The following is a 20,713-nucleotide window of genomic DNA, read 5'->3' as shown; positions in this document are numbered from 1 at the left end:
GTTGCCGAAGATCGAGCGGGGTATGGCACGTTTCAAGCTGCGATACCCGGAGTACACCTTCGGTCGTGGCAGTTACGGCTTGCCGCACGTTCATGACTGGAAGGAAGGTTCGACGCTGAGCATTGGCGCGTATTGCTCGATCGCTGAAGGCGTGCAGATTTTTCTCGGTGGGCATCACCGTGCGGACTGGGTCACCACGTTTCCGTTCCCGGCGATGGTTGCACAGGCCTCGCATATCAGTGGTTACAGTGGCACCAACGGCGATGTGAACATCGGCAACGATGTGTGGCTGTGTTCCAACAGCACAATACTCTCGGGTGTGACGGTGGGGGATGGCGCAATCGTCGCGGCGGGTGCGCTGGTGACTCGCGATGTCGAGCCCTACGCGGTGGTCGGTGGCAATCCGGCGAGCTTTCTGCGTTGGCGTTTCCCCGAGGAGCAGCGTTTGCTCCTCCTCCAGAGTGCCTGGTGGGACTGGCCGGAGGCTGAGTTGTACGGCCTGGCCGACAAACTTTGCAGCGATGATATCGAAGGCTTCCTTGCGTATGCCCGTCAGCGGCAGCCCCAATGATTGTTCAACGTTGTTGAGCGATTGTCTCCGAGAGCATTTTCTGCCCTTTCCTTTTTTGGCGCAGCCACTTCACGGTTTTCTTTCCTGCATTGATGCCCGGCTTTTCGATGTACAGGAATGTCAGGCTGCTGATGATGATCAGCAGGCAACTGCACAGGGCGAGCAACGGTAGGAATATCCAGGTTTCCCGGGTATCCAGCTGCAGTACCAACGGCAGGCGCTGCACTATCGCCCAGAGGACGAACCCGTGCAGCAGATAGACGCTGTAGCTGATTTCTCCAAGCCAGCGAATGCTGCGCGGTTTGAGGGCGCCAAACAGTGTGTTGCCAGACGCAACGATCACAAAAAACAGCGAGAGCAACAGCAGTGGCATCAGGTCGAACGCGCGGTTGAATGCCGTAAATGCAATCGCCAGGGCCAGCAAGGCGATGATCCCCGCCAGTCGGGTCTGACTCCAGGCCACAAGGTGCGGCCGGCGAATCCAGTACGCGGCGCCGATGCCGCCGAGGAAGCTGGCCAGGAAGTGCTTTTTCAGCGAGTGCTCCCAGCCGACCAATTGATACAGGGCATAAATGCCGATCAGGCACAGCCCCACTTGCAGCCAGCTGCCGCGATAGATGAACCCCATGGCGGCCAGCGGCAGGGCCAGATAGAAGAACACTTCGTAGCCCAGTGTCCAGGTGACGTTGGAGATCAGCATGCCGGTTTGCGGGTACTGATTGACGTCCGGTCGGTCGAAGGTCAGCCAGGCCAGCGTCTGGCCGAGCAGTTGCGTCGCGGGTTCGTTGAATTCCCAGTTCTGCAGGTAGAACACGGTGACAAACACAATCAACATCAGCGGCAGGTACAGCGGGTAGAGACGAAACAGCCGCGATATCGCGAAGGCCAGCCAGTCGTGTTGGCGCCCCTGGGTGAGCAATCGGCTCCAGAACAGAAAGCCGGTGATCATGAAAAACAGCGCGACGCTGGCCTGACCAAGCTGTGAGTAGAAATTGCTCGGTGGAAATTCGATCACGCCGGTCCGCAGGAAGATCCAGGTAATGATTGAATGGTGCACGAACACGCCGAAAGCCAGATAGCCGCGCAGCCCATCGATGCTGGCATAGCGGTTCTCACCGGCATGCCTGAGGTGTCGGGCGATTTTCGGAACGGCGCGCAACAGCAGCGCGGCGGTCGCGATGGCCAACAGGTAGGCTGCCAGCGCAATGAGCGGGTTGGTTTCAACCATTAATGAGCCCGGGCCGGATGGCTCCCGGCCAGCACTTGCCTGTGCAGGTTATCCGCAGCGGATTTCGACGCTATCACGGCGTAGCCTTGGAGTAGCGCGTCAAAGTAGTCTTCGAACAGCCAGCGTCGATCCTCGGTGTAACGCTGCATATGACGCAGGTTGCGCCGACGCAGGGACAGACTCAGCGATGACGGATAGATGCGCATATCCGCCAGATCGATCAGGCCGAATTCACCGTCATCCAGTACCAGTACGTTGCCCAGGTGCAGGGAACGGAAATAGACGCCTTGTTCATGCAGTTGCGCCATGAACTTGCCGAAACGCTCAACCAGCGCCTGACGCACCGCGGGCGCGGTTATGCCTTGAAGAACCTGGCGCAAGGTACTGCCCGGCAGCGGTGAATAGTGCACGGCACTGCTACCGTCTTTGAGTCGGTACAGGTCCAGAATTTGCGGAGTCGGGATACCCATGTTGCGCAATTGCTGGCTGTTGGTGGCAAAACGTTCGGAATAGGGGTTGAAGCTGCCCGAGGTGTACCAGCGGCGGCGACGGAACAGCTTGAGGAAGCTACCATCGACCAGGCGCAGGACTTTAGGCCCCAGCCCGTCTTCTTCGATCACCTGGGCATTGGCGGTCAGCTGTTGCAGGGCCGTCGGCGTCAACATCTTGATCGGCATCGCCAACAGGCGTCTGGCACGCTGGTTGATGCTCAGGGCGGCGATCAGTGCCAGCGGTATCCACAGCAGGAACCAGTGCTCCTTGGGCCGGGAGATGATCCCGCCACCTTCGGTCAGGCCTGCGCCGATGCCAAATACCAGCCAGGTCGAGGTGATGATGAACAACGGTTGCAGGCGATACCGCCAGCTGTTCAGCAAGCTCCACACCTGGAAGAACAGCCACGGCAGCAAGCCGAAAATACCGACGTAATAGAGCACCCCCAAGGCGAAGCTATGAGGCTCTTGCAAGGTGTAACCAATGCCGGGATCGAGGGTCAGGGTGGCGTTGTAGCCATGACCGATCCACGGGTGATCGGCAATTTTGTGCAAGGCCAGCTGCCAGATTTCAAAACGATAGGAGTCGCCGCGCTCGATGATCATCCGCGAAAACAGTACGGCAACCGCTGCGCCGCTGATCAACAGGGCACTCAGCAATACGAAGGAGCGACGGTTCCAGCTGATGAAGCTCAGCCAGAGCGCAGCCAGTGTCAATGCAACCAGTGGAGTTCTGGAGCCGGTGGCGATCACTGCGGCGAACATGATTGCCATCGCCGGGACGCTCAGCCAGAGCATCTGGCGACGCTTGCTGGTCATGCTCAAGCTCAGCCAGTAGGTACAAAAAAAGCCGAATGCGTGGGAACTGAGCAGTGGATTGTCGAATGCGCCCCCCCCGATCAGGCGCATGCCCGGCTCGTAGATGCGGGCAAACATGAACAGGTTATAGACCGAAGCGATCAGCCCGACCATCGCGGCGCTGAACAGTAAGGGCTGGACGATCTCGCTTCGGTGGCGCACCAGCAGGTAGCAGCCAGCGAACAGCAACAGTGTGTGCAAGGCGGGTTTGAACTGGCCAATCACGCTGTGCTCCATCGGCGGTCCCCAGCTCAGGCTGAGCAAGGCCCAGGCGGCGAACAGCAGCGCCGCGACGACAATCGGTTCGCGCAGCAACTCTTTGAATTCACGGGGACGCAGGCAAAGGGCGATAAACGATGGAATGCTGAACAGGCCATAAAAAAGCTTGTGATGCAGGCTGCGCCCCGGCAGAAAGAACAGCGCACACAGGAGCAGGAAGTAGCCGAGTGGAAGAATCCAGAGGCAAATGAAATCGAATACTCGATTGGACGTGCTGTTGAAACCACTGAGTTGCATGCTGAGAGATTCAATCCTGTGATCGGTCATTTCGGGATGATGGCTATTTGATGTTGATTGTGAAGCTTACAATAACAGCCTTTATGCGATTGCCAGAACCCTGAAGAAGCTGTGCTAAAGTCAGCGTCCTTTTTATCGACATTCGCGTGATATGACCGACTCCAGTCTCTGCGCAAGCCCATCGAGCTTGAAAATCTACTTCCGCCTGCTCGGCTATGTCCGGCCGTACATCAGTCTGTTCCTGATCAGCATTGTCGGTTTTCTGATTTTCGCTTCGACTCAGCCAATGCTTGGCTACATCCTCAAGTACTTCGTCGACGGCCTGTCCAACCCTGAAGCGGCGCTATTTCCAAGCGTGCCTTACCTGCGTGACCTGCAACTGCTGCAGGCTGTGCCTTTGCTGATCATCCTGATTGCGGCATGGCAGGGGCTGGGATCTTATCTGGGCAACTACTTCCTGGCCAAGGTTTCCCTCGGGCTGGTCCATGACTTGCGCGTACAGTTGTTCAACAACCTGCTGGTCTTGCCCAACCGCTACTTCGACAAGCATAACTCGGGTCATCTGATTTCGCGCATCACCTTCAACGTGACTATGGTCACGGGGGCGGCGACAGATGCGATCAAGGTCGTAATCCGTGAAGGCATGACGGTGATCTTTCTATTCATCTCGCTACTGTTCATGAACTGGCGCCTGACGCTGGTCATGGTTGCGATCCTGCCGTTGATCGCTTTGATGGTGCGCACCGCGAGCAAGAAATTTCGCAAACAGAGCAAGAAGATCCAGGCTGCCATGGGTGACGTGACCCATGTGGCTTCGGAAACCATCCAGGGCTATCGCGTGGTGCGTAGCTTCGGCGGCGAAGTCTACGAAGAAAAGCGTTTCTTCAACGCCAGCCAAGGCAATACCGACAAGCAACTGCGCATGACCCGCACAGGCGCCATCTATACGCCGCTGCTGCAACTGGTGATCTACAGCGCCATGGCGGTGCTGATGTTCCTGGTGCTGCTCCTGCGTGGCGATGCGTCCGCCGGTGACATGGTGGCCTACATCACTTTGGCGGGCCTGTTGCCCAAGCCGATCCGCCAATTGTCCGAAGTCAGCTCGACCATCCAGAAAGGTGTGGCCGGCGCCGAGAGTATCTTCGAGCAACTGGATGTCGAACCTGAAGTCGATACCGGCACCATCGAGCGCGATGCGGTCAGCGGTCGGCTGGACGTGCGTCACTTGAGCTTCACCTACCCGGGCACCGAGCGCCAGGTACTCGATGACATCAGCTTCTCGGTCGAGCCGGGGCAAATGGTGGCACTGGTGGGGCGCTCGGGCAGTGGCAAGTCGACCCTGGCCAACCTGATTCCGCGCTTCTATCACCACGACAAGGGCGAGATCCTGATCGATGGCGTTGAAGTGGAACAGTACAAATTGCTGAACCTGCGCAAGCACATCGCTCAGGTGACCCAGCATGTGACGCTGTTCAGCGACACCGTGGCCAACAACATCGCGTATGGCGATCTGGCTGGCGCACCCCGTGAAGACATCGAAAAAGCGGCAAGAGACGCCTACGCGATGGACTTCATCGCGCAGTTGCCCGAAGGCCTGGACACCCAGGTCGGCGAGAACGGCGTGTTGTTGTCCGGCGGTCAGCGCCAGCGTCTGGCGATTGCCCGGGCCCTGTTGAAGAACGCGCCGTTGCTGATCCTCGACGAAGCGACTTCGGCCCTCGATACCGAATCCGAGCGGCATATCCAGGCTGCGCTGGACCAAGTCATGAAAGGCCGGACCACCCTGGTGATCGCTCACCGGTTGTCGACCATCGAGAAGGCTGACCTGATTCTGGTCATGGATCAGGGCCGGATCGTCGAGCGCGGCACCCATGCCGAACTTCTGGCGCAGAATGGCTACTACGCCCGCCTGAACGCCATGGGCCTCGACGCCCCGGCTGAAGACATTGCCTGACCCGATGCGAGGGTAAGCCTGGCTTACCCTCGCATTCACCGGCGTGCAACGCGTCCGGTGGATTGTATCCAGACCTTTACGCTTCTTGACCAAACCGGAATAAATCTCGGCAACGCGCTTGTTAAGGTTCCTGAACGAACTTTGACTTCAATCGAGGGGGCCATCCCTTTCGCGCGGGTATTGCCATGCTGCAACGTTATCTCTGGAAGCTCTTGCCCAAGCCGCAGCGGGCTTTTTTGCTGGGGCGCCTGTCGGTCGTGGATCGGCAGGTGATCAACAAGTCGATGTCGGCCAACCTGAGTTTTCCCCAGGCCTTCGAACAGCGTTCCTGTCTATTCATTCATGTTCCCAAATGTGCCGGGAGCAGCGTGTGTGCCGCGATGTTCGATGGCTGGAGCCCGGGGCACTTGCCGTTGTACTGGTACGAGCAGCAATTTCCGGAGCAGTTTGCCGCCAGTTTCAAGTTCGCCTTCGTTCGTGATCCTCTGGAAAGGGCTTACTCGGCTTATGCTTTTCTGCGGGGCAACGAGTTGGGCCGGCGCGATCAGGCGGCGCAGAAGCTGGTCAGCCACTACCGTGACTTCGATGATTTCGTCGCTCGCTGGCTGCACTCGGAGACGATCAGCCGCCAAATGCATTTTGCAGCACAAACAGACTTTCTCACCGACTCCCTGGGGCATCTGGCGCTGGATTTCATTGGCTATCAGGAGCATCTGGAGCGGGATTTCCGGCTGGTCTGCGAACAGCTGGGCCACTCGGCGGTGCTGCCCCACGTCAACGGTTCGCAGCAGCGGCGCCCGATGCTTGCCCGTGATTTCTGCACGGTGCGTACCCGTCGGCTGGTGCGCCGGGTGTACCAGCGCGATTATGAAATGCTCGGTTATGAATGAGGGCCGGTCGATGCCGATTCCCCGGATCAGGCCTTACGCTTTATCGCTGTCGAGCGGCGACCGGGCGGCAATCAAATTCCAGCACCCCCGTTGCCTCTGGCTGACGGGTTTGTCAGGGGCGGGCAAGTCGACACTGGCCAATGCGCTGGAGCTGCAACTCAATCAGCACGGGCTGCACACGTTTCTGCTCGATGGCGATAACCTGCGCAACGGCTTGTGTCGTGATTTGGGGATGGGGCCTGAGTGTCGCCGGGAAAACATTCGGCGCATGGCTGAGGTGGCACGGCTGATGGTCGACGCCGGGTTGATAGTGATTGTCGCGGCGATCTCGCCGTTTCGCGCCGAGCGTGACGCCGCGCGTCGATTGTTCGCCGAGGGTGATTTCATTGAGGTGTATGTGAGCACGCCGTTCGCCGTGTGCGCGCAACGCGACCCAAAAGGTTTGTATCAAGCGGCCCGGCAAGGGCGAATCAAGGACTTCACGGGAGTCGACAGCCCTTATGAGGCACCGTTGACGGCGGAGTGCGAGATCGATACCCATACGCTGCAACTCGCGGATGCTTGCCGTCGGCTATCGCTGTTTTTGCTCAATAAATGAGCAGAAAATCCCGCCGATTCATCCGGTTGCAGCCGTCACGCAAGCCAGCGCCAACCCTGTGTTAATATCGCGCCCTTGTTCATTTTGTATGTGGGTTGCTCCATGAAGTTGTCCATGCCGCGATTCAATCAAGCCCCTGTCTTGGTGGTCGGCGATGTCATGCTCGACCGTTACTGGCATGGTGGTACCTCACGGATCTCCCCTGAGGCGCCGGTACCGGTCGTCAAGGTCGAGCAAATCGAAGACCGCCCGGGCGGTGCCGCCAACGTTGCCCTGAACATTGCCGCACTCGGTGCGCCGGCCTCGCTGGTCGGCGTGACCGGCGACGACGAAGCGGCCGACAGCCTGGTCAATAGCCTCAAGGGCGCCGGCGTACGGGCGTTGTTCCAGCGCATCGCGCACCAGCCGACCATCGTCAAGCTGCGGGTCATGAGCCGTCACCAGCAATTGCTGCGGATCGACTTCGAAGAACCTTTTGCCACCGACGCCCTGGCGCTGGGCGAGCAAGTGGACGAATTGCTCGAAGGCATCAAGGTGCTGGTGCTGTCCGACTACGGCAAAGGCGCGCTGAAAAATCATCAGGTGCTGATCCAGGCCGCCCGTGCCCGTGGCATTCCAGTGTTGGCCGATCCTAAAGGCAAGGATTTCTCGATCTACCGTGGCGCGAGCCTGATTACCCCGAACCTCAGCGAATTCGAAACCATTGTCGGCGGTTGCGCCGATGAGCATGAATTGGTGAGCAAGGGCGCGCAGCTGATGCATGACCTGGACCTCGGTGCCTTGCTGGTGACCCGTGGCGAGCACGGCATGACGCTGTTGCGCCCGGATCATCCGGCGCTGCACCTGCCGGCCCGTGCCCGTGAAGTATTCGACGTGACCGGCGCCGGTGACACGGTGATTTCTACCCTGGCGGCGGCGATTGCCGCTGGCGAAGAACTGCCCCACGCGGTAGCCCTGGCCAACCTGGCGGCGGGCATCGTGGTCGGCAAGCTCGGTACGGCGGCTATCAGCGCGCCGGAACTGCGTCGCGCGATCCAGCGTGAAGAGGGTTCCGAGCGTGGCGTGCTGGGGCTCGAGCAATTGCTGTTGGCGGTCGACGACGCACGTGCGCACAACGAGAAGATTGTCTTCACCAACGGCTGCTTCGACATCCTGCATGCCGGCCATGTGACGTACCTCGAACAGGCGCGGGCCCAGGGCGATCGTCTGATCGTGGCGGTCAACGACGATGCGTCGGTGAGCCGCCTGAAAGGGCCAGGTCGTCCGATCAACAGCGTCGACCGTCGCATGGCGGTACTGGCAGGTCTGGGCGCCGTGGATTGGGTGATCAGCTTCTCTGAGGGCACCCCGGAAAACCTGCTGCGCGAGGTCAAGCCGGACGTGCTGGTCAAGGGCGGTGATTATGGGATCGACCAGGTCGTCGGCGCAGACATCGTCAGCGCTTACGGCGGGACCGTGAAAGTGCTGGGACTGGTGGAAAACAGCTCGACCACGGCGATTGTCGAGAAGATCCGCAATCACTGACCGAGCATGATCCTTCCACTCTGTAGGAGGATCATGAAAAAGATCGCAGCCTTCGGCTGCTCCTACATGGGTGTACACATGTCCCTGTAGGAGCTGCCGAAGGCTGCGATCTTTTGCTTTATGTGATCTTTTGCTTCAAGAGCTGACTTTCTTGCGCGGCACGATTCTTTTCAGCAGTTGCTTCGCCTTCCCGCGTAACCGGGCTAAACCGGAGTCTTTGCCCGGCGGGCTCAAACCCTGTTGCCGCACCCAATCTTTCCAGCGAATCCGCTCATCCTTCACCAGCCAGCCTTCCTGCCGGGCAAAACTTTCTGCCAAATACAGCCCGCGGGTACTCGCCGGGTACAACTGATCCTTTTTCAGCGTATAGAGCTCGCCCATCGGCTGGCCGTCCTGCAGTGGCATCAAGTACAAATCGGGACGTTTGCGATCGAGCCGGGCCACCAATTGATCGCCCTCCAGCCGTTCGTCCACATGGAACAGGCTCAGGGATTTGGCTTCCTTGGGCACCTCCAGGCGCAAGTCGTAGATCAATTGCAGCGATGCGGTCGGCAAATGCACGTAGGCCCGCGGGCGTTCGATCAGCGGCATGTTGGCGCAGCGCACCGGGCGCGCCGAGCCGGACAGGGGCGTCAGGCGAAACGGCATGGCTTCGCGGTAATGCAGGGCGGACGAATAGGGCGCTGGCAGCCAGGTGTCGTTGAAGCGCCCGCTGAGCCAGCCTTCCGGGGTTTCCAGCAGGCATTCTTCGGCAATTTCCTGGGTCGCTGTGTGCAGCGGTAGATTCAGCTCATGGGCCGGTACGTAACCGGAGATCAGCTTGAGCACCACATCGCCGCGGTCCTGCCGACGCTGACGCACCAACACCCAGTAATCGCGATTCTGCCAATGCAGGGTCAGGCGCACCGAGACCCCGAGGTTCGCCAGCTCCAGGGCAAACCGCTCGCTGTCGGCCACTGTCACCGGGCGGCGACGTTGCAGGGTCTGGGAAAAATTCAACGGCATCCCGACGCTCTGGTAACTCAGGCCTTCGGGCGTTGCTTCGACGAATAACGGCAGGGTTTTGAAGTTGCTCGGGTTCTTTCTTATCAGCGTACGCGGCATGTCGGCTCCTGCTTAAGGCCGCGTGGGCGGCGTCAGTTGCTACGAAGGACCTGGGCAACGGTCGCGACGTTGTGGGCGAGGTGCAGCGGATTGATGGTCCCGACAATAGCACTGGCTACACCCGGGTGTTCAAACAGCAACTCGAAGCTGGCGCGCACCGGGTCCACGCCCGGGCTCAGGCACACGTGGCCGCTGGCCAAGGCTTTTTTGACCAGGATCGCTTTGCCGTGAGCAGCAGCATAGTCAATGACTGCCTTCTCGTTCTGTTCGTTCAGATTGTAGGTGACCATTGCGCAATCACCTTGTTCCAGAGCCTTCAAGCCGCCTTCGACGGTTTTGCCGGAAAAGCCGAAACCGCGAATCTTGCCTTCGCGCTTGAGCTCGGCAAGGGTGGCATAGACCTCGCTTTCATTCAGGATCGCCAGGTCGTTGCCGTCGGAGTGCACCAAGATCAGATCGATAACATCCGTTTCCAGACGTTGCAGACTGCGTTCGACCGAAAAGCGAGTATGGGCGGCGCTGAAATCGTGACGCGACTGGCCGTCGGCAAACTCTTCGCCAACCTTGCTGACGATCACCCAGTCCTGGCGTTGACCTCGCAGCAACGGGCCGAGACGCTCTTCGCTGCGGCCATAGGCCGGGGCAGTGTCGATCAGGTTGATGCCCAGGTCGCGCGCGAGTTTGAGCAGCCTGCGCGCTTCGTCATCGTCGGGGATCTGGAAGCCATTGGGGTATTTCACCCCTTGATCGCGGCCTAGTTTCACCGTGCCCAGACCCAGGGGCGAAACCAGCAGGCCGGTGCTGCCCAAAGGGCGATGCAGGTCGTGCAGGGTCGGTTGGCTCATGGCAGCAGTTGCTCCCAGGCAGGGACGCCCATCGGCGGTTTCGGCAGTTCAGGCAGCGGTGCCGAATGGCTCGGCTGGATGCCGTCACGTTGCAATGAGGCCAGGACGCGGTCGGCGAAGTCCGGTGCCAGGGCCAGCTTGGTGGGCCAGCCCACCAGCAGACGATCCTGCTCGGCGAGAAAGGCGTTGTCCGGGCGGGTCAGGCCTGATTGCAGCGGCTCGGCGCGGTCAACCCGCAAGGTCGCCCACTGTGCGGTGCTCAGGTCGATCCACGGCAGCAGGTTGCCGAGTTCTTTTTGTGCGGTGGCGATCTGCGCCGCAGGGTCGCGGGCCACGCCTTCGGCTTCGGCGATGTCGCCACCCAGGTACCAGACCCACTGGCCATCGGCGGCCGGGTGGGTGGTCACGGTGACGCGCGGCTTAGGCCCGCCGCCCAGGCAATGGGCGTACAGCGGTTTGAGGCCCGGGCCTTTGACGATGATCATGTGCAGGGGCCGGCGTTGCATGGCCGGTTGGCTCAGGCCCAACGCCGTGAGCAGGTCGGCGGTGCCGGCACCGGCGCTGAGGACGATGCGCTGGGCGCGGATCTCGCGTTCGTCGACTTTCAAACCGACCAGTTCGCCGTTTTCCAGCAGCGGTTCGATGTGCTGACCAGCCAGCAAGCCGTCGCCGGCCAGATCGGCCAGGCGTCGGATAAGGCTCGGTACATCAACCACCAGTTCCGCCAGGCGATAGACCTTGCCTTTGAAGCGCTTGTCTTGCAGGGCTGGCGGCAGCTGCTCGCCCTTGACCTGATCGACCCGCCCACGCACGGCTTTGCTGGCAAAGAAACTGGTGAGGTTGCCGGCGAGGGTGCCGGGGGACCAGAGGTAGTGAGCTTCAGACAGCATGCGTACGCCGGTCAGGTCCAGTTCGCCGTCGCCGGCCAGCGCTTCACGCCAGCGCCGCGGCATGTCGGCGATGGCTTCCGAGGCACCGGTCAGGGCGCCGTGCAACGCGTACTTGGCGCCGCCGTGGATGATGCCCTGGGACTTCACGCTCTGCCCGCCACCGAGGCTGGCGCTTTCCACCAGCACGGTCGAAAAACCCTGGCGGCGCAGACGCGCATTCAGCCAGAGGCCGGCGACACCAGCGCCGACAATCAGAACGTCGGTAGAAATAACGGATGGCATGCAGCGACCTCAGTGTTCAAGACGAGGGCGCAGTATACAGACTCGATGCGCAGGGGATTTGTTGGTGATCAATAGATCGTGCTTCGGGTTTTAGTGTCCGACAGTCTTGGAGAACAGCTGAATAACCACGACCCCCAGCACAATCAGCGCCATCCCCAGCATCGCCGGTACATCCAGCTTCTGCCCGTAGATAAACAGCGCCGCGACGCTGACCATCACGATCCCCATGCCAGCCCACACCGCGTAGGCCACGCCCACCGGAACGCTGCGCACCACCAGGGTCAGCATCCCGAAAGCAATACCGTAACCGACGATGACCAGCAGCAGCGGCAATGGCGTGCTGAAACCCTTGACCGCTTTCATCGAAACGGTAGCGATTACTTCGGCGCAGATGGCGATGGCCAGGTAGTAGTAAGCGGTCATGGGTCAATCCTCGTATGAAGCGTTGCTCTCTGAGGTCGGCATTTTAGAGATCCGCCAGATGCGGTAAAGTCATTACCTATCTGTTTTGAAGATGGGTTGAGCCATGAACATGCAATGGAGTCTGGAACAGCTGCGCTTGTTTGTCAGCGTAGCGGAACAGCGTTCGTTTTCCGCGGTGGCGCGGGATCAGCGCAAGGCGCAGTCGGCGGTCAGCAGTTCGATTGCGCTGCTGGAAGAGGACCTGGGCGTGAGCCTGTTCGATCGCAGCAGCGGTCGTCAGCCGAAACTCACCGAAGCCGGCACGGCCCTGCTTGAAGAGGCGCGGGAAGTGCTGCGCCAATGCGAGCGCCTCAACGGCCGGGCACTGGCGATGATGCGCGGCCAGGAAGCGAGCCTGCGGGTGGCTCAGGACGAGGCGATGCCCTATCAAGCGGTGGTGGAAAGCTTCGAGGCTCTGGCAGAAAAGTTTCCCAGCCTCGAAGTGCAGTTGACCAGCGCCGCTCAGGGTGATGTCGCGCGCAAATTGGTGGAGCGTCGGGCCGATCTGGGCTTGTTGTTCTATCACGAACAGATTCCCGAAGCCCTTGAGCGGAGGGTGCTGGGCAGCGTCGAAATGGTCACGGTGTGCGGCGTGGGGCATCCCTTGGCGAAGCAGACGCAGGTCGATTGTCAGCAATTGGCACAGCATCGACAGTTGCTGATGTCCACGCAGTCCAGCGTCTATCCCGGCAGTGAGCCGGCCAGCCCGCAGGTCTGGCGCGCCGACAGTTTCTATGTGATGGCCGAATGGGTGATGCGCGGCCTCGGCTGGGCCTGGTTGCCGCGCCATGTGGTGCAGTACCCGGCGTATCAGAATCTGATGGTCGAACTGGCCAGCGAATGGACGCCGCCGGCATTAATTGTCGAACTGGTCTGGCGCCGCGACGAGCCCCTCGGCCCGGCAGCTCGTTGGCTGGCGGAACGTTTTGCCGTGCACTTGCAGGCGATCGGCTAAAAAACCGATAAACTCCGCCGCCATGAATAGAACTCTCTACACCGTGCTGTTTTACCTGGGGCTGCCATTGGTAGCGATTCGGCTTTGGCTGCGGGCGCGCAAGGCGCCGGCGTACGCCAGGCGCATTGGCGAGCGCTTCTCCCTTGCGCTACCGGTGATGAAACCGGACGGCCTCTGGGTGCATGCGGTGTCGGTGGGCGAAAGCATCGCCGCGGCGCCGATGATTCGTGCCTTGTTGCAACGTTATCCGACGCTGCCGATCACCGTCACCTGCATGACCCCGACCGGCTCCGAGCGCATCCAGGCGCTGTTCGCCGACGAGCCGCGCATTCAGCACTGCTATTTGCCTTACGACTTGCCCTGCGCAGCAAAGCGATTCCTTGATCGGGCCCGGCCGAAACTGGCGGTCATCATGGAAACCGAGCTCTGGCCCAACCATATCCATCAATGCGCCAAGCGCGGAATTCCCGTGGCGTTGGCCAATGCGCGACTGTCCGAACGCTCAGCCAAGGGCTATGGCCGCTTCCCTGAACTGACCCGTCCGATGCTCGCCGAGATGAGCCTGTTCGCGGTGCAGACTGAAGCCGAGGCGCAGCGTTTTCGCGATTTGGGGGCGCGCCCGGAAACTGTCGAAGTGACCGGTTCGATCAAGTTCGACCTGACCATCGACCCGCAACTGTTGCAGCGTGCCGCCGAGTTGCGTGGGCAATGGCAGGCGCAGGAGCGTCCGGTGTGGATCGCCGCGAGTACCCATGAAGGTGAAGACGAAGTGGTGCTGGCTGCCCATCGTCGGCTGCTGGCAAGTCATCCCGACGCCTTGCTGATTCTGGTGCCGCGTCATCCGGAGCGCTTCAACCCGGTGTTCGAGTTGTGCCGGCAGCAGGGGTTCGCCACGGTACGGCGTTCGACAGGCGAGCCGGTTACCGCCGGCACGTCGGTGCTGCTGGGCGATACCATGGGCGAGTTGCTGTTTCTCTACGCCTTGGCCGACAGCGCGTTCGTCGGTGGCAGCCTGGTGCCGAACGGCGGGCATAACCTGCTGGAGCCGGCAGCCCTGGCCAAACCGGTGCTCAGCGGGCCGCACCTGTTCAACTTCCTCGAGATCGCCGCACAGTTGCGCAGCGCCGGGGCGTTGGCCGAGGTCGATGATGCCGAAAGTCTGGCGCTGGCAGTGCAGCGGCTGTTCGAACTGCCGCGCGATGCGCAGCGGATGGCCGAGGCGGGGCTGAAGGTGATGCGCACCAATCAGGGCGCGTTGCAGCGGTTGATGGATGGCTTGGGGCGGTTGATCGAGCGTTAGACCGAGTTGCCTGAAACAAAAAGATCGCAGCCTTCGGCAGCTACTACATTGGGATTGATGTACACCCTGTAGGAGCTGCCGAAGGCTGCGATCTTTTGCTTTTGCGATCTTTTGTTTTTTAAGGCTTCGCTTTCAATTGCTCCGCCGCAGCCTTGGCCAGATCCGGTGGCAGGAAGTCCTTGTCCGGGTTGTAGTCGGCTTTGAGATAACGCGTCAGGTCCTGCAAATCCCCCGGGTTCAAGGTGCCGGCGGCTTGCTTCAAACGCAGGTTGTCGAGGATGTAGTCGTAGCGGGTGTTGTTGTAGTTGCGCACCGAGGTGTACAGCTGACGCTGGGCGTCGAGCACGTCGACGATGTTGCGCGTCCCCACCTGATAACCGATTTCGGTCGCTTCCACCGCGCTCTGGTTGGAGATGATCGACTGCCGGCGTGCCTGCACCTGCTCGACGTCGGTGTTGACGGCGCGGTGCAGGTTGCGGGTATTTTCCACGACTTGGCGACGCAGGGCTTCGCGTTGTTGTTCCGTTTGATCCAGCCGTGAATAAGACTCACGCACCTGGGAGCTGGTGAGCCCGCCGCTGTAGAGCGGAATGCTCAATTGCAGGCCGACGGTGCGTTGTTCCACATCGCCGCCGTAACGCACGCCGGTCGCGCTCGGGTTGGTAAAGCCGAGGGCGTCGTTGTCACCTTTCTTGTATTGCGCGACTGCATCCAGGGTGGGCGCATGTCCGGCCTTGCGCTGCTTGAGGGTTTCTTCGGCGGCGCTCACCGCGTAGTTGCTGGCCAGCAGATTGAGGTTCTGCTTGGCGGCGGTGTCGACCCAGGCCTTGGCGTCGTTTGGCGCTGGCGGCAGGATCGGCAAGGTATGGACAATGCCCTGGATCGAGTTGTACTGACGGTTGGTCAGGGTGATCAGCGCTTCGAACGCGTCATCCACCTGACGCTGAGCGAGAATCCGGTTGGCCCGTGCCGTGTCGTAACTGGCCTGGGATTGCAGCACATCGGTCTTGTCCGACAGGCCGACGTCGAAGCGCTCGTTGGACTGGTCGAGCTGGCGTTTGAAGGCTGCTTCTTCGGCCTTGGTCGAGGCCAGGGTGTCCTGGCTGCGCAGCACGTTGAAATAGCTTTCGGCGCTTTGCAGGATCAGGTTCTGTTCGGTGGCCGAGAGTTGCAAGGCGGCCTGTTCGTTGACGTCCTTGGCGGCCTGGAACTGGAACCAGCGGTCGGCGCGGAAAATCGGTTGCGACAGGGTCGCCTGATACGCCGTGCCGCTGCGGGTCGAGGTCACCGATGGCTGATCGAGCGCAGTACGGGTGTTGTTTATGTCGGCACCGGCCGACAGGTTGGGCAGCAGCCCGGCGCGGGCCTGGGGCACAACTTCCTTCTGGGCGCCGTATTGGGCGCGGGCGGCGGCGATATCGGCGTTGTTGTCCACCGCTTCCTGATAGACGCTGACCAGGTCGGTTTTGGTCGATAAGGGCGCTTCTGCTGCCCAAGCCATTCCATTGGACGCACAAGACACGGCAAGGGCCAGTGAGAGTTTGCGCAGCATGAGGCCATCCCTAAAAATTACGCTGATAATTTGAGCTGCAAGGCTACGGTGGGGCGCCCTGCAGCGTCAAGGCGCCGCACGGCGTAGCGAGTGTAGTTGCACGCAGGCACGGCAACAATCCGGTAATTGCGCCACTCATCATGGTGTTTGCTGCGGTGTTGGCGTTCTTTGCCGGTTATGTCTAGACTGGCCGGGTTCTTGTCGGGGTGCCTTGCTATGAGGCTGAGATCGAATAATTTCGGATCCCGTTGAACCTGATCAGGTTAGCGCCTGCGTAGGGAACAAGATTTCTCGTCACCCGGCGAGTCCTCTTGTGCTTCGTCCGGGATGTTGTTCGACAATCGAACACCCCTCGAGTATTGAGCACAGCACAGCTGGTTTCCAGCATCCGTGCGTCCATTCGTTTACAGGTTCGCTCCGACAAAAATCCACTGCCTGGATGCTGTCTGGAGAGCCCGTGATGACTACAAAATCAAAAATCGCAACCAACCTGAGTGATTCGGCCAAGGTCGATCAGCAATCGGTTCAGCCGTTTACCCGCTCGCAAAAAATCTATGTCCAGGGCACGCGCCCCGACATCCTCGTGCCGATGCGCGAAATCAGCCTGGACGTGACCCCGACCGACTTCGGTGGCGAAATCAACGCGCCGGTGGTGGTGTATGACACCTCGGGCCCGTACACCGACCCCAACGTCATCATCGACGTGCGCAAAGGCCTGGCCGATGTGCGTTCGCCGTGGATCGAATCCCGTGGCGACACCGAGCGTCTGCCTGGCCTGAGCTCCAACTTCGGCCAGGAACGCCTCGCCGATCCGGAGCTGACCAAGCTGCGTTTCGCCCACGTGAACAACCCGCGCCGCGCCAAGCCGGGGGCCAACGTCAGCCAGATGCACTACGCCCGTAAAGGCATCATCACCGCCGAGATGGAATACGTCGCCATCCGCGAAAACATGAAGCTCGAAGTGGCCCGTGCCGCAGGCTTGCTGGACCAGCAACACGCCGGCTACAGCTTCGGCGCCAGCGTGCCGAAAATCATCACCCCCGAATTTGTCCGTGAAGAGATCGCCCGTGGTCGCGCGATCATTCCGGCCAACATCAACCACACCGAACTGGAACCGATGATCATCGGCCGTAACTTCCTGGTGAAGATCAACGGCAACATCGGCAACAGTGCCTTGGGTTCGTCCATCGAAGAAGAAGTGGCGAAACTGACCTGGGGCATTCGCTGGGGTTCGGACACCGTCATGGACTTGTCCACTGGCAAGCACATTCACGAAACCCGCGAATGGATCATCCGTAACTCGCCGGTGCCGATCGGTACCGTGCCGATCTACCAGGCTCTGGAAAAAGTCGGCGGCGCCGCCGAAGACCTGACCTGGGAGCTGTTCCGCGACACGCTGATCGAGCAGGCCGAGCAGGGCGTCGACTACTTCACCATCCACGCCGGCGTATTGCTGCGCTACGTACCGCTGACCGCCAAGCGCGTCACCGGCATCGTCTCCCGTGGCGGTTCGATCATGGCCAAGTGGTGCCTGGCGCACCACAAGGAAAACTTCCTCTACACCCATTTCGAAGACATCTGCGAAATCATGAAGGCCTACGACGTCAGCTTCTCGCTGGGCGATGGCCTGCGTCCGGGCTCGATTGCAGACGCCAACGACGCTGCGCAATTCGGTGAGCTGGAAACCCTCGGTGAGCTGACCAAAATCGCCTGGAAGCACGACGTGCAGTGCATGATCGAAGGCCCGGGCCACGTGCCGATGCAGTTGATCAAAGAGAACATGGACAAGCAGCTCGAGTGCTGCGACGAGGCGCCGTTCTACACCCTCGGCCCGCTGACCACCGACATCGCCCCAGGCTACGACCACATCACCTCCGGTATCGGCGCGGCGATGATCGGCTGGTTCGGTTGCGCCATGCTGTGCTACGTGACGCCGAAGGAGCACCTGGGCCTGCCGAACAAGGATGACGTGAAGACCGGGATCATCACCTACAAGATCGCGGCTCACGCTGCTGACTTGGCCAAAGGGCATCCGGGGGCGCAGATTCGTGACAACGCCTTGAGCAAGGCGCGTTTCGAATTCCGTTGGGAAGACCAGTTCAACCTGGGCCTCGATCCGGATACCGCGCGCTCGTACCACGACGAAACCCTGCCGAAGGATTCGGCCAAGGTCGCGCACTTCTGCTCCATGTGCGGGCCGAAATTCTGCTCGATGAAGATCACTCAGGAAGTCCGTGAATACGCGGCTAACCAGCGGATCGAAACTGTCGATGCGGAAGTTGCGCAAGGTCTGGCAGAACAGGCTGAGCGGTTCAAGCAGGAAGGCAGTCAGTTGTACAAGAAGGTTTGATTTGATCCGAAAGGTCGGGGCCTGAGAGGGCCCCATCGCGGGCAAGCCCGCTCCCACAGGGGATGTGTGTACGACACATCCCCTGTGGGAGCGGGCTTGCCCGCGATAGCGATCAAAAAAAACAACAAATGTTCCTCCGAGATAACCCCCTTGAGCATCCAACCCAGCACTTACTCCCCGGATATCGCGGTGCCGACCGACAAACGCGTCTTCGGCGGCCGCGATCTGTTTTCCCTGTGGTTCTCCCTCGGCATTGGCCTGATGGTGTTGCAGACCGGCGCGCTGCTCGCCCCGGGTCTGGGCCTGTCCGGCTCGTTGCTGGCGATTTTTCTCGGCACGCTGGTCGGCGTGCTGTTGCTGGCCGCTGTCGGCGTGATTGGTAGCGACACCGGCCTGTCGTCGATGGCGGCACTCAAACTCAGCCTCGGTAAAAAAGGCGCCAGCCTTCCGGCGGTGTTAAACCTGTTGCAACTGATCGGTTGGGGGGCATTCGAAATCATCGTGATGCGCGACGCTGCCAGCCTGCTCGGCGCCCGTGCATTCAGCGAAGGCAGCCTGCTGTCGAATCCGCTGTTGTGGACGCTGTTCTTCGGTGCACTGGCCACCTTGCTCGCCGTCAGCGGCCCGCTGACTTTCGTGCGCAAGATCCTGCGCAAGTGGGGTATCTGGCTGCTGCTGGCTGCGTGCATCTGGCTGACCTGGAACCTGTTCGCCAAGGCCGATCTGGCCGTATTGTGGGCGCAGGTCGGTGACGGTTCGATGCCGTTTGCCGTGGGCTTCGACATCGCGATCGCGATGCCGCTGTCCTGGTTGCCGCTGATTGCCGACTACTCGCGTTTCGGCAAGCGTGCGAAGAATGTCTTCGGCGGCACGGCACTGGGCTTCTTTATCGGTAACTTCTGGCTGATGAGTCTGGGCGTGGCGTACACCCTGGCGTTCGCGCCGAGCGGTGAAGTGAATGCCTTGCTGCTGGCGCTGGCCGGTGCCGGTCTGGGAATTCCGCTGCTGCTGATTCTGTTGGATGAATCAGAAAATGCCTTTGCCGATATTCATTCGGCGGCGGTATCCAGCGGGATTCTGTTGCGCTTGAAAGTTGAGCATCTGGCCTTGGCCATCGGCGTGATCTGCACGCTGATCGCGTGCCTGGCGCCATTGGCCCAGTATCAAAACTTCCTGCTGTTGATCGGCTCGGTGTTTGCGCCGCTGTTCGGCGTGGTGCTGGTGGATCACTTCATCCTGCGCAAACGCAGTAGCCAAGTGGCCTCGGCTGCCTTGCGCTGGCCGGCGCTACTCGCCTGGTTGGGCGGGGTGAGCACCTATCATTTGCTGGCTAATCTGTATCCGGACATTGGCGCAACCCTGCCGTCGTTGATTCTGGCAGGGCTGCTGCAACTGGTGCTCGGTCGAGCCTTTAGCTACGGCCGGGAAACAGCTCAGGCTTGAGAATGCCGTTCAGGCGTGGGTAGGGGATCTTCAGTTCGACGTGGCCCAGCGCGTAAGGCGCGAGGGTGCTCACTTCGTACTTGAGGATCACCCCGCCGTACGTCAACGCCACGTTCTGGGTTTTCACGAAGGGCCAGCTCTTGACGAACTCCGGCTCCTGATCGAGTTTGGTGCTGATCAGCCAGCTGTTGTGCGCCACTTGGGCTGCTTTCCAGAACGCTTCTTCCTGGCCCGGGATCACCATGTCCGACAGCGTCAGCACTTTATGCTGTTGGCGTGAGTAGTTGATGAAGCCGCGGCCCGGCGTGCCATGGGCACCGCCGTCATCCAGGTAGCTGGACAATTCAATGATCACCAAGCCGTCATGCTGCTCACGTACCTTGGCTTGCAGATAGCTGCTGTAGCGCGGGCCGGCACTGTTCAAAAACTGCTCGCGATACGCTGCCAGCGTCGGCGCTACAGGGGCGTCGGGCGAGGTGCGGGTCATTTGCAGCAGGCGTTTTTCGATGATGCCGTCAAGCGCAGGCTCAGCCGGGAAACGCAGCGTATCGATGTTCACCAGCGGGCATTCAGGGTTGGCGCAACCCGGTTTCAGCTGTTCGGAAGCGTCGCGGGTGGTTTCCAGCGGCGCCCGGTAATTGGGCTGGAAAAGACTCTGGCACGCACCCAGGGTCAGGGCGATGGCGGCCACGGAGGCGATCTTGAAAAGCGACATGGGCGTCCTTTATGAAACAGGGGAAGGCGAAAAGTTACCCGCTTCGACTATCAACGAAGCAGTCAGTTCGCCACTAAGCTAATTAGAGTTGGTTTCGTCCTCACCGTCTATCCCGCTGACTGTAAAGGGGCTGCATCAAACATCGCGGGCGCGTTAGGATGGCGCGAAGTCGGGGTTGCAAGTAA

The 20,713-nt window shown here is 60.5% G+C and carries 17 protein-coding genes and 1 riboswitch; of the genes, 9 read left to right on the top strand and 8 right to left on the bottom strand.

Translation table 11 applies throughout. The features are described from left to right. Positions 1–22: 22 nt before the first annotated feature. A complete protein-coding gene (locus AACY49_RS09645) occupies positions 23–571 on the top strand; it encodes a CatB-related O-acetyltransferase (protein ID WP_445262636.1) in 549 nt (182 codons plus the stop codon). Positions 572–575: 4 nt separating this feature from the next. On the opposite strand, the gene AACY49_RS09640 is transcribed toward AACY49_RS09645, so the two are convergent. Both AACY49_RS09640 and AACY49_RS09635 read right to left on the bottom strand, forming a co-directional pair. Then, positions 576–1,799: an acyltransferase family protein gene (locus AACY49_RS09640; RefSeq protein ID WP_339523263.1), complete on the bottom strand. Its 1,224-nt coding sequence runs from the start codon at positions 1,797–1,799 to the stop codon at positions 576–578. Next, a complete protein-coding gene (locus AACY49_RS09635; RefSeq protein WP_339523261.1) occupies positions 1,799–3,664 on the bottom strand; it encodes an O-antigen ligase family protein in 1,866 nt (621 codons plus the stop codon). Before AACY49_RS09635 ends, AACY49_RS09640 begins: the two co-directional genes overlap by 1 nt. A 151-nt stretch (positions 3,665–3,815) precedes the next feature. Between AACY49_RS09635 and msbA the strand changes: the two genes are divergently transcribed. The 4 genes from msbA (at position 3,816) to hldE (ending at position 8,630) form a co-directional block, all read left to right on the top strand. Then, positions 3,816–5,618 carry a lipid A export permease/ATP-binding protein MsbA gene (gene msbA / locus AACY49_RS09630; RefSeq protein WP_258697860.1) on the top strand — a complete coding sequence of 601 codons (1,803 nt, stop codon included), beginning with the start codon at positions 3,816–3,818 and terminating at the stop codon, positions 5,616–5,618. Between the two features lie 185 nt (positions 5,619–5,803). After that, entirely contained in the window at positions 5,804–6,508 is a 705-nt protein-coding gene (locus AACY49_RS09625) for a sulfotransferase family 2 domain-containing protein (protein ID WP_339523259.1), read from the top strand. Further along, positions 6,501–7,106, top strand: a complete 606-nt coding sequence (cysC, locus tag AACY49_RS09620) for an adenylyl-sulfate kinase (protein ID WP_339523257.1) — start codon at positions 6,501–6,503, stop codon at positions 7,104–7,106. The genes AACY49_RS09625 and cysC overlap by 8 nt, the downstream gene beginning before the upstream one ends. A gap of 102 nt (positions 7,107–7,208) precedes the next feature. Next, positions 7,209–8,630 (top strand): bifunctional D-glycero-beta-D-manno-heptose-7-phosphate kinase/D-glycero-beta-D-manno-heptose 1-phosphate adenylyltransferase HldE, encoded by a 1,422-nt coding sequence (gene hldE / locus AACY49_RS09615; RefSeq protein ID WP_258697857.1) that lies wholly within the window; start codon positions 7,209–7,211, stop codon positions 8,628–8,630. Between the two features lie 135 nt (positions 8,631–8,765). On the opposite strand, the gene AACY49_RS09610 is transcribed toward hldE, so the two are convergent. From AACY49_RS09610 to AACY49_RS09595, 4 genes are all read right to left on the bottom strand, one after another. Then, complete coding sequence (locus AACY49_RS09610; RefSeq protein WP_258697856.1) at positions 8,766–9,734, bottom strand: metal ABC transporter ATPase; 969 nt, start codon at positions 9,732–9,734, stop codon at positions 8,766–8,768. Between the two features lie 32 nt (positions 9,735–9,766). After that, positions 9,767–10,579, bottom strand: a complete 813-nt coding sequence (locus tag AACY49_RS09605; RefSeq protein ID WP_339523254.1) for an aldo/keto reductase — start codon at positions 10,577–10,579, stop codon at positions 9,767–9,769. Further along, a complete protein-coding gene (locus AACY49_RS09600) occupies positions 10,576–11,751 on the bottom strand; it encodes an NAD(P)/FAD-dependent oxidoreductase (RefSeq protein WP_339523252.1) in 1,176 nt (391 codons plus the stop codon). The genes AACY49_RS09605 and AACY49_RS09600 overlap by 4 nt, the downstream gene beginning before the upstream one ends. Before the next feature lie 90 nt (positions 11,752–11,841). Beyond that, on the bottom strand, positions 11,842–12,174 hold the full coding sequence (locus tag AACY49_RS09595; protein ID WP_258697853.1) for a DMT family transporter: 333 nt from the start codon (positions 12,172–12,174) through the stop codon (positions 11,842–11,844). Between the two features lie 103 nt (positions 12,175–12,277). Here AACY49_RS09595 and AACY49_RS09590 point away from each other — a divergent pair, with 103 nt between their 5' ends. Next, entirely contained in the window at positions 12,278–13,168 is an 891-nt protein-coding gene (locus AACY49_RS09590; RefSeq protein ID WP_339523249.1) for a LysR family transcriptional regulator, read from the top strand. Between the two features lie 22 nt (positions 13,169–13,190). Next, a complete protein-coding gene (waaA, locus tag AACY49_RS09585) occupies positions 13,191–14,468 on the top strand; it encodes a lipid IV(A) 3-deoxy-D-manno-octulosonic acid transferase (RefSeq protein ID WP_320392441.1) in 1,278 nt (425 codons plus the stop codon). A gap of 118 nt (positions 14,469–14,586) precedes the next feature. On the opposite strand, the gene AACY49_RS09580 is transcribed toward waaA, so the two are convergent. Further along, on the bottom strand, positions 14,587–16,020 hold the full coding sequence (locus tag AACY49_RS09580) for a TolC family outer membrane protein (protein WP_320392440.1): 1,434 nt from the start codon (positions 16,018–16,020) through the stop codon (positions 14,587–14,589). 192 nt (positions 16,021–16,212) lie between these two features. Then, positions 16,213–16,318, top strand: a riboswitch (TPP riboswitch). 162 nt (positions 16,319–16,480) lie between these two features. Here AACY49_RS09580 and thiC point away from each other — a divergent pair. Continuing rightward, positions 16,481–18,370 (top strand): phosphomethylpyrimidine synthase ThiC, encoded by a 1,890-nt coding sequence (gene thiC, locus AACY49_RS09575; protein ID WP_258697850.1) that lies wholly within the window; start codon positions 16,481–16,483, stop codon positions 18,368–18,370. A 150-nt stretch (positions 18,371–18,520) separates the two neighbouring features. Beyond that, complete coding sequence (gene cytX / locus AACY49_RS09570) at positions 18,521–19,813, top strand: putative hydroxymethylpyrimidine transporter CytX (RefSeq protein WP_339523245.1); 1,293 nt, start codon at positions 18,521–18,523, stop codon at positions 19,811–19,813. Here cytX and AACY49_RS09565 read toward each other — a convergent pair. Beyond that, the gene (locus AACY49_RS09565; RefSeq protein WP_320392439.1) at positions 19,782–20,528 is read right to left on the bottom strand and encodes an RsiV family protein; all 747 of its coding nucleotides are present in this window, start codon (positions 20,526–20,528) and stop codon (positions 19,782–19,784) included. The genes cytX and AACY49_RS09565 overlap by 32 nt on opposite strands. Between the last annotated feature and the right edge of the window lie 185 nt (positions 20,529–20,713).

The sequence above is a fragment of the Pseudomonas sp. EL_65y_Pfl2_R96 genome, assembly GCF_963970905.1.
Classification (GTDB): domain Bacteria; phylum Pseudomonadota; class Gammaproteobacteria; order Pseudomonadales; family Pseudomonadaceae; genus Aquipseudomonas.
The sequence above is the reverse complement of the archived record's forward strand: the minus strand, read 5'-3'. Positions and strand labels throughout refer to the sequence as shown.

Bases quoted from the DNA above. Each gene is read 5' to 3' on its own strand.
- AACY49_RS09645 (WP_445262636.1), top strand. From the start codon at position 23: ATGGCACGTTTCAAGCTGCGATACCCGGAGTACACCTTCGGTCGTGGC.
- AACY49_RS09640 (WP_339523263.1), bottom strand. From the start codon at position 1,799: ATGGTTGAAACCAACCCGCTCATTGCGCTGGCAGCCTACCTGTTGGCC.
- AACY49_RS09635 (WP_339523261.1), bottom strand. From the start codon at position 3,664: ATGCAACTCAGTGGTTTCAACAGCACGTCCAATCGAGTATTCGATTTC.
- msbA (WP_258697860.1), top strand. From the start codon at position 3,816: ATGACCGACTCCAGTCTCTGCGCAAGCCCATCGAGCTTGAAAATCTAC.
- AACY49_RS09625 (WP_339523259.1), top strand. From the start codon at position 5,804: ATGCTGCAACGTTATCTCTGGAAGCTCTTGCCCAAGCCGCAGCGGGCT.
- cysC (WP_339523257.1), top strand. From the start codon at position 6,501: ATGAATGAGGGCCGGTCGATGCCGATTCCCCGGATCAGGCCTTACGCT.
- hldE (WP_258697857.1), top strand. From the start codon at position 7,209: ATGAAGTTGTCCATGCCGCGATTCAATCAAGCCCCTGTCTTGGTGGTC.
- AACY49_RS09610 (WP_258697856.1), bottom strand. From the start codon at position 9,734: ATGCCGCGTACGCTGATAAGAAAGAACCCGAGCAACTTCAAAACCCTG.
- AACY49_RS09605 (WP_339523254.1), bottom strand. From the start codon at position 10,579: ATGAGCCAACCGACCCTGCACGACCTGCATCGCCCTTTGGGCAGCACC.
- AACY49_RS09600 (WP_339523252.1), bottom strand. From the start codon at position 11,751: ATGCCATCCGTTATTTCTACCGACGTTCTGATTGTCGGCGCTGGTGTC.
- AACY49_RS09595 (WP_258697853.1), bottom strand. From the start codon at position 12,174: ATGACCGCTTACTACTACCTGGCCATCGCCATCTGCGCCGAAGTAATC.
- AACY49_RS09590 (WP_339523249.1), top strand. From the start codon at position 12,278: ATGAACATGCAATGGAGTCTGGAACAGCTGCGCTTGTTTGTCAGCGTA.
- waaA (WP_320392441.1), top strand. From the start codon at position 13,191: ATGAATAGAACTCTCTACACCGTGCTGTTTTACCTGGGGCTGCCATTG.
- AACY49_RS09580 (WP_320392440.1), bottom strand. From the start codon at position 16,020: ATGCTGCGCAAACTCTCACTGGCCCTTGCCGTGTCTTGTGCGTCCAAT.
- thiC (WP_258697850.1), top strand. From the start codon at position 16,481: ATGACTACAAAATCAAAAATCGCAACCAACCTGAGTGATTCGGCCAAG.
- AACY49_RS09565 (WP_320392439.1), bottom strand. From the start codon at position 20,528: ATGTCGCTTTTCAAGATCGCCTCCGTGGCCGCCATCGCCCTGACCCTG.